This is a genomic window from Massilia sp. CCM 8734 (genome assembly GCF_011682155.1).
Classification (GTDB): Bacteria; Pseudomonadota; Gammaproteobacteria; order Burkholderiales; family Burkholderiaceae_D; genus Telluria_A; species Telluria_A rubra.
Window position 1 is genome coordinate 44,615 of sequence record NZ_WHJI01000025.1, and the last position, 13,951, is coordinate 58,565.

Annotated in this window: 12 protein-coding genes and 1 pseudogene; 11 read left to right on the forward strand and 2 right to left on the reverse strand. The window is 66.7% G+C overall.

What is annotated here, in order from left to right; all coding sequences use genetic code 11:
• The first annotated feature begins 3 nt into the window (after positions 1-3).
• On the forward strand, positions 4-1,854 hold the full coding sequence (locus tag F2P46_RS21675; RefSeq protein WP_166894035.1) for a DUF885 domain-containing protein: 1,851 nt from the start codon (positions 4-6) through the stop codon (positions 1,852-1,854).
• Positions 1,855-1,992: 138 nt separating this feature from the next.
• A complete protein-coding gene (locus tag F2P46_RS21680; RefSeq protein ID WP_166894037.1) occupies positions 1,993-2,832 on the forward strand; it encodes a DUF6159 family protein in 840 nt (279 codons plus the stop codon).
• A gap of 76 nt (positions 2,833-2,908) precedes the next feature.
• Here F2P46_RS21680 and F2P46_RS37810 read toward each other — a convergent pair whose 3' ends face one another.
• Entirely contained in the window at positions 2,909-3,202 is a 294-nt protein-coding gene (locus tag F2P46_RS37810) for a zinc-binding dehydrogenase (RefSeq protein ID WP_229509395.1), read from the reverse strand.
• Positions 3,151-3,888, reverse strand: a pseudogene (locus F2P46_RS21685) (NADPH:quinone oxidoreductase family protein); the annotation flags it as partial. The pseudogene F2P46_RS21685 and the gene F2P46_RS37810, both read right to left, overlap by 52 nt.
• Before the next feature lie 54 nt (positions 3,889-3,942).
• Here F2P46_RS21685 and F2P46_RS21690 point away from each other — a divergent pair.
• From F2P46_RS21690 to F2P46_RS21730, 9 genes are all read left to right on the forward strand, one after another.
• Entirely contained in the window at positions 3,943-4,680 is a 738-nt protein-coding gene (locus tag F2P46_RS21690) for a toll/interleukin-1 receptor domain-containing protein (protein ID WP_229509391.1), read from the forward strand.
• Positions 4,681-4,690: 10 nt separating this feature from the next.
• Positions 4,691-7,081: a tetratricopeptide repeat protein gene (locus F2P46_RS21695; RefSeq protein ID WP_166894039.1), complete on the forward strand. Its 2,391-nt coding sequence runs from the start codon at positions 4,691-4,693 to the stop codon at positions 7,079-7,081.
• A 78-nt stretch (positions 7,082-7,159) separates the two neighbouring features.
• Entirely contained in the window at positions 7,160-7,897 is a 738-nt protein-coding gene (gene surE / locus F2P46_RS21700) for a 5'/3'-nucleotidase SurE (protein ID WP_166894041.1), read from the forward strand.
• Positions 7,894-8,793: a protein-L-isoaspartate(D-aspartate) O-methyltransferase gene (locus F2P46_RS21705; protein ID WP_166894043.1), complete on the forward strand. Its 900-nt coding sequence runs from the start codon at positions 7,894-7,896 to the stop codon at positions 8,791-8,793. Before surE ends, F2P46_RS21705 begins: the two co-directional genes overlap by 4 nt.
• A 77-nt stretch (positions 8,794-8,870) precedes the next feature.
• The gene (locus F2P46_RS21710; RefSeq protein ID WP_166894045.1) at positions 8,871-9,824 is read left to right on the forward strand and encodes a peptidoglycan DD-metalloendopeptidase family protein; all 954 of its coding nucleotides are present in this window, start codon (positions 8,871-8,873) and stop codon (positions 9,822-9,824) included.
• Between the two features lie 46 nt (positions 9,825-9,870).
• On the forward strand, positions 9,871-10,902 hold the full coding sequence (rpoS, locus tag F2P46_RS21715) for an RNA polymerase sigma factor RpoS (RefSeq protein WP_166894047.1): 1,032 nt from the start codon (positions 9,871-9,873) through the stop codon (positions 10,900-10,902).
• Complete coding sequence (gene rlmD, locus F2P46_RS21720; protein ID WP_267875874.1) at positions 10,902-12,317, forward strand: 23S rRNA (uracil(1939)-C(5))-methyltransferase RlmD; 1,416 nt, start codon at positions 10,902-10,904, stop codon at positions 12,315-12,317. The genes rpoS and rlmD overlap by 1 nt, the downstream gene beginning before the upstream one ends.
• 143 nt (positions 12,318-12,460) lie before the next feature.
• A complete protein-coding gene (locus tag F2P46_RS21725; RefSeq protein WP_166894051.1) occupies positions 12,461-12,943 on the forward strand; it encodes a sigma-70 family RNA polymerase sigma factor in 483 nt (160 codons plus the stop codon).
• On the forward strand, positions 12,940-13,905 hold the full coding sequence (locus F2P46_RS21730; protein WP_229509392.1) for a FecR domain-containing protein: 966 nt from the start codon (positions 12,940-12,942) through the stop codon (positions 13,903-13,905). Before F2P46_RS21725 ends, F2P46_RS21730 begins: the two co-directional genes overlap by 4 nt.
• Positions 13,906-13,951: the final 46 nt, after the last annotated feature.

Below are 13,951 nucleotides of genomic sequence, written 5' to 3' on the forward strand. Positions count from 1 at the left end.
GCCATGACCGTGCTGCGCTCGCTGTTACTTTCCGCCTTGCTGGGCACGACCGCAGCCGCTGGCGCGGTCGACCAGGCCGTTGCCAACGCCCCCGCCCCGGTCCCTGCGCCGCCGCCGCTGGCGGCCGAGGCGGCAGCGGCCAACAATCCGGCCAAAAATCCGGCCGCGCAACTGTCGCGGCTGGCCGAGCGCTATTACGAAGAGCAGGCGCGCTATGAACCGATCAACGCCACTTTTTCGGGCGACAACCGTTTCGACGACCTGCTGCCGATGACCCTCGTGCCGTCGGTGCGGGCGCGCCAGTTCGCCATGCTGCACGAGGTGCGCGACGAGCTGGCCCGGATCGACCGCAGCAAGCTCGCGCCGCTCGACCTGACCACCTACGACATCCTCGGTTTCGAAGTCAACAACCTGTTGCGCTTCGAGCCGCTCAAGGATTACCTGCTGCCGATGAACCACATGGACAGCCTGCCGGTGCTGCTGGCCAATTTTGGCGCCGGCGACGGTTCGCAGCCGCTGGCCACCGTGGCCCATTACCAGGCATACCTGAAACGCATCACGGCGCTGCCGCAGTGGACCGACGCGGCGATCGCCAATATGCGCAGCGGCATCAAGCATGGCGTGGTGCTGCCGAAGGCGCTGGTGCAGTCGCTGCTGCCGCAGATCAAGGCGCTGGCCGCCGCAACGGTCGAGACCAGCGCCTTTTCGGCGCCGGCGCGCGCGCTGCCGGCCGGCTTTTCCAAGGGCGAGAAGGCGCGCATGACGGGCGCCTACCGCGAAACGGTGCGGGTGCAGGTGCTGCCCTCGCTACGCAAGCTGGCCAGTTTCCTGGAAACCGAATACCTGCCGGCCGCGCGCGAGAGCGCCGGCTGGGGCAGCCTGCCTGACGGCGGCAACTGGTATCGCGCCTGGGTGGCGTCGCAAACGACCAGTACGCTCGCTCCGGAAGAAATCCACCGTATCGGGCTGGCCGAGATGGCGCGCATCAATGCCGAATTCACCAAGCTGGCGCCGAAGCTCGGCTACACCGGGGCGCCGGCCGGCTTGCCGCGCTGGCTGGCGCAGCAAGCGAAGTATCGTCCGTTCAAGACCGAGGAAGAGGTGCTGCAAGCCTACCGGGCGCTGAACGCGCGCATCCTGCCGATGCTGCCGCGCCTGTTTGCAAGCTTGCCCAAGGCGCCGCTGGAGATCCGGGCCGAGCCGCCGCTGTCGCGCGATACCGCCTCCGACCATTACACCGCCGCCGCCGCGGACGGCTCGCGTCCGGGCATCTTCTGGGCCGTGATTCCCGATCCGGCCAAGTACGCCAGCACGCGCATGACCTCGCTGTTCCTGCACGAAGGCCATCCGGGCCACCATTTCCAGTTGTCCAAGCAGCAGGAGCTGCCGATTCCCAAGTTCCGCAAGTTCGGCGGCAACAATGCGTATGTCGAAGGCTGGGCGCTGTACGCCGAATCGCTGGGCAAGGAAATGGGCCTGTACGAGGACCCGAACGCCTACGCCGGCCACCTGATGCTCGACATGATGCGGGCGGCGCGGCTGGTGGTCGATACCGGCTTGCACGCCAAGGGCTGGACGCGCGAGCAGACCATCCGTTTCCTGGTCGACGAGGCCGGCAATACGGAAGAAGACGCGCGCAACGCGACCGAGCGCTACATGGCGTGGCCGGCCCAGGCGCTCGGCTACAAGGTGGGCGCACTGAAAATCATGGAACTGCGCCAGCGCGCCCAGACGACGCTGGGAGACAAATTCAGCCTGGCCAAATTCCATGACGCGGTGCTGTCCGACGGCACCTTGCCGCTGGCATTGCTCGAGACCAAGATGAATGCCTGGATCGCGCAGCAAGCCCGCTGAAAGATTGTTGGCATACGTCAATAAGTTGAGCAATAGAGCAATTTATTGATAGATTGATACGATAGGGTGTGATACTTTGTATAGTAATGCACATAAGAAATATTTTCTTGTGTATTTACTATCAAAGGAGTGCCACTCATGTTCGACCGTTTCAAGCGCAGTTTCGATCTCGTCAAGGCCAGCGCCGCCGTCCTGCGCCAGGACAGCCACCTGCTGATGTTCCCCTTGATTTCGGGAGCGGCCTCGCTGGCCGTGGTGTTGTGTTTCATGTTGCCGGCCTTCGGCCTCAGTTCGCTCGACGGCTTGAGCGAGAGCAACGGCGCCTGGTATTCGCTGGCGTTCTTGTTTTATATCAGCCAGTACTTCGTGATGTTTTACTTTAACGCCGCGCTGGTGGGCGCCACCATGATCCGCATGGATGGCGGCGCCCCCACCCTGGGCGACGGCCTGCGCATCGCCAACAGCCGCTTCGGCACCATTCTCGGCTACGCGGTCATTGCCGCGACCGTGGGGGTGATCCTGCGCGCCATCCAGGAACGGCTCGGCTTCGTCGGCCGCTTCATCGTCGGCCTGATCGGCGTGGGCTGGACCGTGGCCACCTTCCTGGTGGTGCCGGTGCTGGTCGCGCGCAATACCGGCCCGATCGAATCGATCAAGGCCAGCGCCACCCTGCTCAAGCAAACCTGGGGTGAAAACGTGGTCGGCCAGTCCGGCATGAGCCTGTTCTTCGGGGCGTTGATGATGCTGGTGGTGGCGGTCACCCTGGCCGGCGTGGGCCTGGGCGTGAATGTCGGCAGTTCCGGCCTGGCCATCGCCTTCGTCGTGCTCGGCGTGCTGGCCTCGCTGGTCATCTTGCTGATCCATAACGCGTTGTCCGGCATCTACGCGACCACCTTGTACCGCTACGCCGCCAACGGCAACGCCGGCAACGGTTTCGACCAGTCCGTGCTCAACAGCGCCTTCGCACCGAAGGCCTGATTTTCCGGTACGACAGTGGCCGGTGGCGGCGCGCGCGTCGCCACCGGCCGCCGCGCGTTATCGCCTGCTACGTCCGCTATGCCTGCGGCAATATCACGACCTTGCCGGTGACCTTGCGCGCGGCCATGTCGTTCAAGGCTTGCGCGCTCTGTTCCAGGGTGTAACGAGCCGAGATGCGCGGGCGGATCTTGCCTTCGGCCAGCCATCCCATCAGTTCGCGCATGGCCGCCAGGCTGGCCTTCGGTTCGCGCTTGGCGAACTCACCCCAGAATACCCCATCAGCGAGGCGCCCTTGAGCAAGGTCAGGTTCAGCGGCAGCTTGGGAATCTCGCCATTCGCAAAGCCCACCACCAGGTAGCGTCCGCGCCAGCCGATCGAGCGGAACGCCGGTTCGGCATACACGCCGCCGACCGGGTCGTAGATCACATCCGGACCCTTGCCATCGGTGGCGGCCTTGATCGCTTCGCGCAAGTCCTCGGTCGCGTAGTTGATGGTGGCGTCGGCCCCGTGCTCGCGGCACACCGCCAGCTTCTCGTCGCTCGAGGCCGCCGCAATCACGCGCGCGCCCAGCGCCTTGCCGATTTCGATGGCGGCCAGCCCGACCCCGCCGGCCGCGCCCAGCACCAGCATGGTTTCGCCGGCCTTGAGCGCGGCGCGGTCGACCACCGCGTGGTGCGAGGTGCCGTAGGTGAGGGTGATGGCGGCGGCGGTGTCGAAATCCATGCCGGGCGGCATCGGCATGACGGCCTGGGCCGGCACCACGATCTGCTGGGCAAACGCGCCCTGGGCGGAAAACGCGATCACCCGGTCGCCCACCTTGACGTTGGTGACGCCCTCGCCCAGCGCCGCGACCACGCCCGACAGTTCGCTGCCCGGGGTGAAGGGCAACTCCGGCTTGAACTGGTACTTGCCCTGGATGATCAGCACGTCGGGGAAATTGACCCCGGCCGCCCGCACCTCGACCAGCACCTGGCCCGCTCCCGCCACCGGGGCGGCCACTTGTTCCACTACCAGGCTGTCGGGCAGCCCCCACGCTTTGCAAACCACGGCTTTCATTGGTGTCTCCGATGAGTGTTATTCAAAAATAGTACGACCGTATGATTTTTGATTATGCCTCAATTTTCCGCGCGCGGGGCCGGGCGGCCCGGCCATTTGCGCGGGCGCAAGGTCGTGTCCGTCGCGCTTGTTAAAGTCGACAGCGCGAGCGCGCTGGTGGGACCACAGAACAGGGAGGCTGACATGGCAATCCGTTACGGCTGTTTCTTTAGTTACGCCCACGGCCGCTACGAGCTGATGAACCGGTTCAAGGCTTCCCTGTCCGATGCCATCCGCTGCTATCTGGAACCCTATTTTGACAATGAAGACGAGTTGTTCATTGACACCGAGCAACTTGGCGGCGGCGACGACCTGGACCGCCGCATCGCGCGCGCGCTGTGCGAGAGCGTCACCATGATCCTGATCTACACCCCCAAATACGAGGCGCATGGCTATACGCGGCGCGAGTACGCGGCGATGCAGGCCATCGAGGCCGAGCGCAGCCAGTGGTATGCCATGCCCAGCCATCTGATCATTCCGGTGATCATGACCATGCACCCGGTGCGCCTGCCGCCGCAGATCGCGGCATCGAGTTTCTACGTGGATTTTTCGCGTTTCTCGTTGGCCACGGGCGACCTGAAAGCGCATCCGGATTTTCTGCCGGACATCAAAAAGATCGTGGACCGGATTGTCATCCATTATCAGTATCAAAAAAAGTACACGCCCGTCGGCCATGACTGCAACCAATTCGTGCTTCCCGATGTCCCACCCGAGTGGCGCGATCTGCCGGATTTGTCTTTTCCGAAAAAATAAGAGGAGCAACATGGAAATCCAACGCCTTACCCTGCCGCCGCGTTCCGGTCCTGGCGACGTGACCACCTTTTACTCCTTCGAGAGCGCCAGCGCGCGCAGCGTGGCCCTGGCGACCATGGCGCTGCTGCTGGCCGGGCGCCAGGGCGCCACCGTGCCGGTGCTGATGATCGATTTCGACACCGAGTCGCCCGGCCTGCACCATTATTTCGAGCGCCGTGGCGAGCGGCCCGGCGTGCTCGAATATTTCCAGGCTTGCCGCGAGCAGTTGCGCGTGCTCGGGCGCGGCCATCCGGCGCGCACCCCGCGCGGCGCCGCCGATGGCGTTGACGCCGGCGTTGACGATACGGCGCTGGCGCGCCAGGTGCTCGAAGCGGTCGACTGGGAACCGTTCGTCGAGCGGGTCGATCACAGCCGGCCGCTGTACCTGATGCGCGCCGGTAACTTCGACGACAGCTACGGCGAGCGTGCCGACCAGTTCGACTGGGATGGCTTGTTCCAGCTCTGTCCGGCCCTGTTCCGCTGTTTCGGCGAGTTCATGGCGCAGCGCTTCGCCCACGTGCTGGTGGACGCGCGCAGCGGGCGCTCGGCCGCGGTCAGCATCTGCACCACATTGCTGCCGCGCCGGCTGGTGACGGTGTTTACGCCGACCCAGCGCAGCCTGGACGGCCTGGCCGGCGTGGTCACGCGCGCCATCGAGTACCGCTGCAGCCACGAGCAGGAGCAGCGCCCGCTGCTGGTGTACCCGCTGCCGGCCGCGATCGACAGCGCCGACAGCGCGCGCCGCCTGCTGTGGCGGCGCGGCGATCCGCACAAGGCGGTGGCCGGCTACCAGAGCACGATCGAACAGTTGCTGCGCCAGTGCTACGGGGTGTCGCGGGTCTCGCTCGACAGCTATTTCGACGAAGTCCAGCTGCCCCAGCTGCACCCCATGGCCGGCGCCGAGCAACTGGCCCACGGCGGCGAACGCGACGCCGACCGCTTTTCGCTCACGCGCACTTTCGACACCTTGCTCGACTGGTTTCTCGGCAACTATTTCCCCTGGCAATCGCTGGCCGAAGTGCGCCTGGCCAGCGCCATCGGCGCGGCGCGCGAGCGGCTCGGTGGCGGCGTCAACCTGGCGCTGTCGCTGCCGCTGGCGCGCGACCTGCACCAGTTGGGCGTGCTGTACCGCAACGCCGGGCATGCCGCGCAAGCCATCGCCTGCTTCGAAGAGAGCATCAGCCTGCGCCAGCGCCTGCTCGGCGACGAGCACGCCGACACCCGCGCCGGGCGCGCCCAGCTGGCCGTCCTGCTGCGCCACGACGGGCGCCTGGCCGAGGCCCAGTTCCTGCACGAACTGCTGCTCGACGATTGCGCGCGCCTGCTCGGCCCCGAACATCCCGATACGCTCAGCGCGCGCGCCGCGCTGGCCGCCACCGTGGCCCGGCGCGGCGATGCCGGACGGGCGCTGGCGCTGCACGAGCAAGTCATCGACGCCAGCGAGCGCCTGTACGGCGCGGGCCACCTGCACACCCTCGACTGCCTGGCCGAACAGGCGGGCACCCTGGCCCGCCACGGCGAGTACAGCCGCGCGCGCATGGTCTACGAGCGCGTGCTGGACGGGCGCGAACGCCTGCTCGGCAGCGAACACGACGCCACACTGCGCTGCGCCCAGGACTTGTCGACCCTGCTGCGCGAGCTGGGCGACCTGGGCAACGCGCGCAAGCTGCAGGAAGGCGTGGTGGCGGCGCGCGAGCGCCATGCCGGCCCCGACCATCCGGCGACGCTGCAGGCGCGCGAATTGCTGGCCGAAATCATGGCCGCCCAGAGCGACCTGGCCGGCGTGCGCGCGATGCTCGAATTGCTGGCGCGCAGCCGCGAGCGCAGCCTGGGCGCGGCCCATCCCGACACCCTCAGCAGCCAGTTGCGGCTGGCCTCGACCCTGAGCCAGCAGGGCGAGCTCGACGCGGCGCGGCGCCTGCGGCAAAAGCTGGCCGGCGCCGATCCCGACACGGCGCAGGGCAAGGGCGCGCCGGCTGCGGCCTTGTCGCATCCGGGGCAGGGCGGCGCCCGCCCCGGCGCGGCGCGCCTGGACGGCGGCGCGCGCCCGACCAGCATCCTCGACGCGCCGCCCGACAGCAGCGGCGCCGACACCCTCAGCCACAAGCTGGCGCAGCTGCAGGAACTGATCGACACGGGCAGCGAGCGCGAGGCGCGCGCGCTGGCCGACAGCCTGCGCCAACCGGTGCTGCGCCGTCACGTGCCGCCGCCGCTGCGCAGGCGCGGCATGGCCCTGATCCGCCAGGTCTATTTGCGCCACAACGACAAGGATGCCTTGCTCGCCTTCGCGCAGGACGAGGTCTCGTTTTTGCAGGAAGCGCTCAACGACGCCGTCGGCGGGCGCCCGGTGAGCACGCAGTAAGTGTTTCTGGCGCGCACTGCGCATAAAATGTTGGTGCGGGGCCAGCGTGAGGCTCATTGCTTCAGGTAAAATCTGGGGATGAGAATTCTTATCAGCAATGACGACGGCTACCTCGCCCCCGGGATCGAAGCGCTGGCCAACGCGCTCGCGTCGGTGGCCGAGATTGTCGTCGTGGCGCCCGACAGCAACCGTTCCGGCGCCTCCAATTCGCTGTCGCTGGACCGTCCGCTGTCGGTGCAAAAGGCCGCCAACGGCTTTTACTTCGTCAACGGCACGCCGACCGACTGCGTGCACGTGGCCCTGACCGGCATGCTCGACTACCGGCCCGACCTGGTCGTCTCCGGCATCAACAATGGCCAGAACATGGGCGACGACACCTTGTATTCGGGTACCGTGGCGGCGGCCACCGAAGGCTATCTGTTCGGCATTCCGGCGATCGCCTTTTCGCAGGTGGCGCACGGCTGGGAGCACATCGATTCGGCGGCCCGGCTGGCGCGCGACATCGTGCTGCGCCGCTTCGACGCCTTGCCGGCGCCCTACCTGCTCAACGTAAATATCCCCAACCTGCCGTACGAAGCGCTGCGCACGGTGCGCGCCACGCGGCTGGGCAAGCGGCACCAGGCCGAACCGGTGATCCGCGCGCGCGACCCGCGCGGACGCGAAATTTTCTGGATCGGCCCGCCGGGCGCCACGCGCGACGCCGGCGAGGGCACCGATTTCCACGCCACCGCGCAAGGCGAGGTGTCGGTCACCCCGCTCCAGGTCGACCTGACCCACCGCGACCAGCTGGCGCTGCTGTCGCGTTCACTGGCATGAGTGACAAGCCCGACAAACGCAGCACGTTTCCGCTGCCGCTGTCGTCGGTGACCGGGGACAAGCGCGCCAGCGCGGCGTTTTCCCCCATCAAAGTGGCAACCCCGCAAACGGCCACCCGCAACGCCGCCGGCAGCGGCGCGCAGGGCGGCCAGGCCGGCGCCCACAATTACGTGGCGCGCGCGGGCGCGGCGCCGTCCAAGGCGCACAGCGAGGCCTACCAGCGCGCCCAGCCGCTGCCGGTGATCGCGCCGCGCCCCGACACGGGCGTGTCGGACGCGATCCGGCGCGCCATGGTGGCGCGCGTGGCCAAGCAGGGCGTGCAGGACGGGGTGGTGCTCAAAGCGCTGGAAAACGTGCAGCGCCACCGTTTCATCGAACCGGCGCTGTCGGCCCAGGCGTATGTCGACGCCTCGCTGCCGATCGGCCACCACCAGACCATTTCGCGCCCCTACATCGTGGCGCGCATGCTCGAAGTGCTGCGCAACGGCAAGCCACTGAGCCGCGTGCTCGAGATCGGCACCGGCTGCGGCTACCAGGCGGCGGTGCTCTCGCACATCGCCAAGGATGTGTTTTCGGTCGAACGGATTCGTCAATTGCACGAGCTGGCCAAGACCAATCTGCGCCACCTGCGCATCGTGAATCTGCGCTTGCACTACGGAGATGGTATGCTAGGCTTGCCCCAGGCCGCCCCGTTCGACGGTATCATTCTGGCTGCGGCCGGTCTGGAGGTGCCGCAGGCACTGCTGGAGCAGCTCAGCGTGGGTGGTCGCCTGGTCGCCCCGGTGGGCGCGCAGGTCCAGCACTTACAGCTGATCACCCGCACCGGCAAGGCCGAATGGATGAGCGAGACCCTGGAAGGCTGCCACTTCGTGCCGCTGCGCCCGGGCACCGTTTAAGCGTTCGCCTGCGTTCGCCCGCCTGCGCCTCGTGGCGCGCGCCTCCGCTTACAGAACACGACACACATAACATGAGAATGAAATACACAAGCCATCTTCCCCTGCTGCTCCTGACCCTGGGCTTGCTCAGCGCCTGTAACACCGCTCCCCGCCGCCCCGCACCCGTGATCGACCGCCTGCCGGCCGCCGACAGCCGCGTGCCGCGCTCCGCCGACGAATCGAAGGATGAACGCGGCATGTACACGGTGCGCAAGGGCGATACCCTGATCCGCATCGCGTTCGACCATGGCCAGAATTACCGCGACATTGTCGAATGGAACAAACTGTCGAACCCGAACGACATCAAGGTCGACCAGGTGCTGCGTGTGTTGCCTCCCGATAGCAAAAGCGACAGCGGCGGCGTGGTCACCAACAAGATCGACATGCCGCCGTCGTCCGAGCCGAAGGCGCCGCCGGCGCCCGTGGTGGTCAAGAAGAGCACGCCGCGCGCCGACAAGCGTGCGTATAGCGACAGCGTGCTGGCCGAGTTGCAAAGAGGCGAGGGCGGAGCCCCTGCCAAGGTGGAGCCGAAGGCGGCCGAGAAGCCCGATCTCCATCCGCCGGCCATCGCCGTGGCGCCGCCGGCGGCCACCGTCAGCAATCCGATGGCGGCCTCGGACGAGGAAAAACTGAGCTGGATGTGGCCGTCGGACGGCAGGATCGTCGCCACTTTTGACGAAGGCAAGAACAAGGGCATCGATATCGCCGGCAAGGCGGGCCAGCAAGTGATGGCGGCCGGCGCCGGAAAAGTCATGTATGCGGGCAGTGGCATCCGCGGTTATGGTAATCTGGTGATTGTGAAGCACAGCAACAGCCTGCTGTCCGCCTACGCCCACAACCGCAGCATCCTGGTCAAGGAAGGGCAGAGCGTCAGAAAAGGCGAAATGATTGCCGAAATGGGCGATTCGGATGCCGATTCGGTCAAGCTGCACTTCGAGATCCGCCAGCAGGGCAAGCCGGTCGATCCTTCGCGTTTCCTGCCTAACCGCTGAGAAATTGTCGCCCGCTGACGACCGACACCGGCACCGTGGATCTTTCATGACGCATTCGAGCTACCAGCAGGGCGATGATCCGGGTCCGGATGACTTTCCGGACGACCCCGACGAGGCCGCGCTCGAGGCCGATATCGATATCGACCCCGAGACCGATGCCGGTCCCGACGCCGACAGCGTGCCGGTGGCCGGCGCCGTGCTCGAAAGCGTCGATGAACTGAAAAAAGTGCTGGCGGCCGAGCTCTCGACCGATACCACCCAGCACTATCTGAACCAGATCGGCATGCGCGCGCTGCTGACCGCCCCGCAGGAAGTCCATTTCGCCACCCTGGCCAAGGCGGGCGACTTTTCGGCGCGCCAGACCATGATCGAGCACAACCTGCGGCTGGTGGTGTCGATCGCCAAGCATTACATCAACCGCGGCGTGGTGCTGCTCGACATGATCGAGGAAGGCAACATCGGCCTGATGCGCGCCATCGACAAGTTCGAGCCCGAGCGCGGTTTCCGTTTTTCGACCTACGCCACCTGGTGGATCCGCCAGAGCATCGAGCGCGCCATCATGAACCAGGCGCGCACGGTGCGCCTGCCGGTCCACATGGTGCGCGAGCTGAACCAGATCCTGCGCGCCAAGTACCACCTCGAAGCGCAACACCGCAACGGCAAGGATGCCAGCGCCGAAGACATCGCCCACCTGGTCGGGCGCCCGGTCGAGGAAGTGCAGGATATCCTGGCCCTGTCCGAGCACGCCACCTCGCTCGACGCCCCGCTCGACAACGATCCCCAGTCGAGCCTGATGGACATGCTGCCCGGCGACGCCGACGATGGCCCCGACAGCCGCGCCGAGCACCACGAAATGACGGTGCTGGTGCGCGACTGGCTCACCCGATTGCCGGACAAGCAGCGCATCGTGATCATGCGCCGTTTCGGGCTCGACAACGACGATCCGGCCACCCTGGAAACCCTGGCCGAAGAGATGGGCGTCACGCGCGAGCGGGTGCGCCAGATCCAGCAGGAAGCACTGGTCAAACTGAAACGGGCGATGGCCGCCCGTGGCGTGGTGCGCGATTCCTTGCTATGATGCGCGCGGGCTGCCCGCCGCCTCCTGTTCCCCTTAATCCTCTTTTTGCACACGCCCAGCGCGTGTATTTCGCCATGCAAGACACCATTCTCGACATCAAATCCCTGGACATGGACGCCCGCGGCGTCGGCCACCTCGCCAACGAGGACGGCTCGCCGGGCAAGGTCATCTTCGTCGAGGGCGCCTTGCCGGGCGAAAAAGTCAGCTTTTATACGTTCAAGAAGAAAAAGAACTGGGAAGCGGCGCGCATGACCGTGCTGCACAAGGCCTCGTCGATGCGGGTAACGCCCAAGTGCCCGCATTTCGACAACTGCGGCGGCTGCTCGATGCAGCACCTGGAGCCGTCGGCCCAGGTGGCGATGAAGCAGCGCGTGCTGGAAGATAACCTGTGGCACATCGGCAAGGTCAAGCCGGGCAATGTGATGCGCCCGATGTACGGCCCGACCTGGGGCTACCGCTACCGCGCGCGCCTGTCGGTGCGCCATGTTGCCAAAAAAGATACGGTGCTGGTGGGTTTTCACGAAAAGCGCTCGGCCTTCGTCGCCGACATGAGCGACTGCAAGATTTTGCCGCCGCACGTGGCCGCCATGTTGTTGCCGCTGCGCGCGCTGGTGGGCGCCTTGTCGATTTTCGACCAGATGCCGCAGATCGAAATCGCGGTCGGTGAAGAGACCACGGCGATGGTCTTGCGCATCATGGCGCCGCTCACTGGCGCCGATGAAACGGTGCTCAAAAGCTTTGCCGACCAGTGGAACATCCAGTGGTGGCTGCAAACCAAGGGGCCGGAAACGGCCGCGCCGTTCTATCCGCTGGACAAGGAACTGTATTACACCCTGCCCGAGTTCGGCGTGAAGATGCCGTTCAAGCCAGTCGATTTCACCCAGGTCAACCATCACATCAACCGGGTGCTGGTCGGAAAAGCGCTGAACCTGCTGGACGTGCAGCCGGACGAGCGCGTGGCCGACCTGTTCTGCGGCCTGGGCAACTTCACCTTGCCGCTGGCCACCCAGGCCAGGGAAGTGGTTGGCATCGAAGGCAGTACCACCCTGACCGAACGGGCGCTGTCGAATGCGCGCGCGAATGGCTTGTCGGAAAAGACCAGTTTTTCGACGCGCAACCTGTTCGAGGTCACGGCCGAAGACCTGGTCGCGCTCGGCAAGTTCGACCGCATGCTGGTCGACCCGCCGCGCGACGGCGCGATGGCGCTGGTGCAAGCCCTGGCCGCCTTGCGCCTCAGTCACCCGGAGATGCTGCCCAAGCGTATCGTGTATGTCTCGTGCAGCCCGTCCACCCTGGCGCGCGACGCCGGCATCCTGACCCACGAAGCCGGCTATGAACTAAGCAAGGCCGGCGTGGTCAATATGTTCCCGCACACCTCGCACGTGGAATCGATGGCCGTGTTCAACCTGGTGTAAACACCGGGCGGGGAAGGGTGGCGCGCTGTTTGGTATAATAAGAATCATTCTCATTTCCGGCCGCGCGCCGCCGTGCGGCCTGTCAGGGGCAGTGCCGATACGCAGCGCGGGTCGGAGCGACCATTTTCCAGCCGCCCGCCATCGTGTTCGAACGCTATCACCTCGAATTGCTCAACTTCTTGCACCGCCTGCTGGGCGACCGCCACGCCGCCGCCGACCTGGCGCAGGAAAGCTTCGTGCGTGTGCTGGTGCACCAGCAATCGGGGCACGCTATCGCCAATGCCCGCGCGCTGCTGTACCGCACGGCGCGCAACCTGGTCATCGACACCCACCGGCGCGCCGGCGTGCGTGGCCACGATGAACTCGACGCCATCGCCGGCCATGCCGGCCCGCCCCACCTCCAGCCCGATGAAGCACTCGCTTCCGAACAGGCGGTGCAAGCCTATCTGCGGGCGATCGAAGACTTGCCGCCGCGCTGTCGCGAAGCCTTCATCCTGCACGTCTTCGACGGCATGAGCCACAAACAGATTGCCTCCCGCATGGGGATTTCGACCAGCATGGTGGAAAAGCACATCGTGCGCGGCATGCTGGCCTGCCGCGCCTGCGAACGGAGCGAGGCGGCATGACGGGCGCCGAGCAGCGCATCGCGCAGGAAGCGGCCGCCTGGGCGCTGCGCACCGGGGACAGCGCCGCACTGGCGGCCTGGCTGGCGGCCGATCCGCGCCACCGCCCCGCGTTCGACGCCATGCGTACCACCCTGCGCGGCGTGCGCGCCTTGCCGCCATCGGCCGTGGCCGGCTTGCGCGCGGCCATCCCGGCACAGGAGAGCGCGCCGCGCCGCCGCCTCGCGCTGCAAGCCTGCTGCGCCATGCTGAGCGTCTCCGTGGCCGGCGGCGCCTGGCTGGCCTGGGAGCACCGGCAGCGCCAGCCAACCTTCAGCGCCGCGTACGCGACCGCGCGCGGACAGCAGCTGACCCAGGCGCTGCCCGACGGCAGCGTGATCACGCTCGATACCGCCACCCGCATCGAGGTACGCCTGTACCGAGACCGGCGCGACGTCGTCCTGCACGAGGGCCAGGCGCTGTTCGCCGTGCGCAGCGAGCGCGCGCGGCCGTTCCGGGTCAGCGCCGGCGCGGCCCGCGTCACGGTGCTCGGCACCCGCTTCGCGGTACGCCACACGCGCAGCGGCCTGGAATCGCACCTGACCGCCGTTTCCGTGGAAGAGGGGCGGGTGCGGGTGCGCGCCGGGGCCGGCGAAGAAACCGAGCTGGGCGCCGGCCAGGCCATCAACGCCGCCGCCGACGGGCGCCTGGGGACGGTGGCCAGGGTGGCGCCGGGAGCGGTGGCACCCTGGCGCGACGGCCGCATCAGTTTCAGCAATACGCCGCTGGCGCTGGTCCTCGCCGAATTCGAGCGCTACGGCCAGACCGGGCTGGTGCTGCGCGATCCAGCCGTGGGCGCGCTGCGCGTGGGCGGCAGCTACACGGTGCGGCAATTGCCGGCCTTCGCCGCCGCGCTGCCAGCCATGCTGCCGGTACGGCTGGTGGAGCGTGCCGGCCAGACCGAGATCGTGGCGCTAAAAAAATGAGAATAATTCTCATTCCGACCTGAGGATTTGGCGCGCCGCTGCGTCT

Coding starts and splice junctions, on each gene's coding strand:
- rpoS (WP_166894047.1), top strand. CDS start 9,871: ATGACGCATTCGAGCTACCAGCAGGGCGATGATCCGGGTCCGGATGAC.
- surE (WP_166894041.1), top strand. CDS start 7,160: ATGAGAATTCTTATCAGCAATGACGACGGCTACCTCGCCCCCGGGATC.
- F2P46_RS21695 (WP_166894039.1), top strand. CDS start 4,691: ATGGAAATCCAACGCCTTACCCTGCCGCCGCGTTCCGGTCCTGGCGAC.
- F2P46_RS21730 (WP_229509392.1), top strand. CDS start 12,940: ATGACGGGCGCCGAGCAGCGCATCGCGCAGGAAGCGGCCGCCTGGGCG.
- F2P46_RS21680 (WP_166894037.1), top strand. CDS start 1,993: ATGTTCGACCGTTTCAAGCGCAGTTTCGATCTCGTCAAGGCCAGCGCC.
- F2P46_RS21705 (WP_166894043.1), top strand. CDS start 7,894: ATGAGTGACAAGCCCGACAAACGCAGCACGTTTCCGCTGCCGCTGTCG.
- F2P46_RS21690 (WP_229509391.1), top strand. CDS start 3,943: ATGCCTCAATTTTCCGCGCGCGGGGCCGGGCGGCCCGGCCATTTGCGC.
- F2P46_RS21675 (WP_166894035.1), top strand. CDS start 4: ATGACCGTGCTGCGCTCGCTGTTACTTTCCGCCTTGCTGGGCACGACC.
- F2P46_RS21710 (WP_166894045.1), top strand. CDS start 8,871: ATGAAATACACAAGCCATCTTCCCCTGCTGCTCCTGACCCTGGGCTTG.
- rlmD (WP_267875874.1), top strand. CDS start 10,902: ATGCGCGCGGGCTGCCCGCCGCCTCCTGTTCCCCTTAATCCTCTTTTT.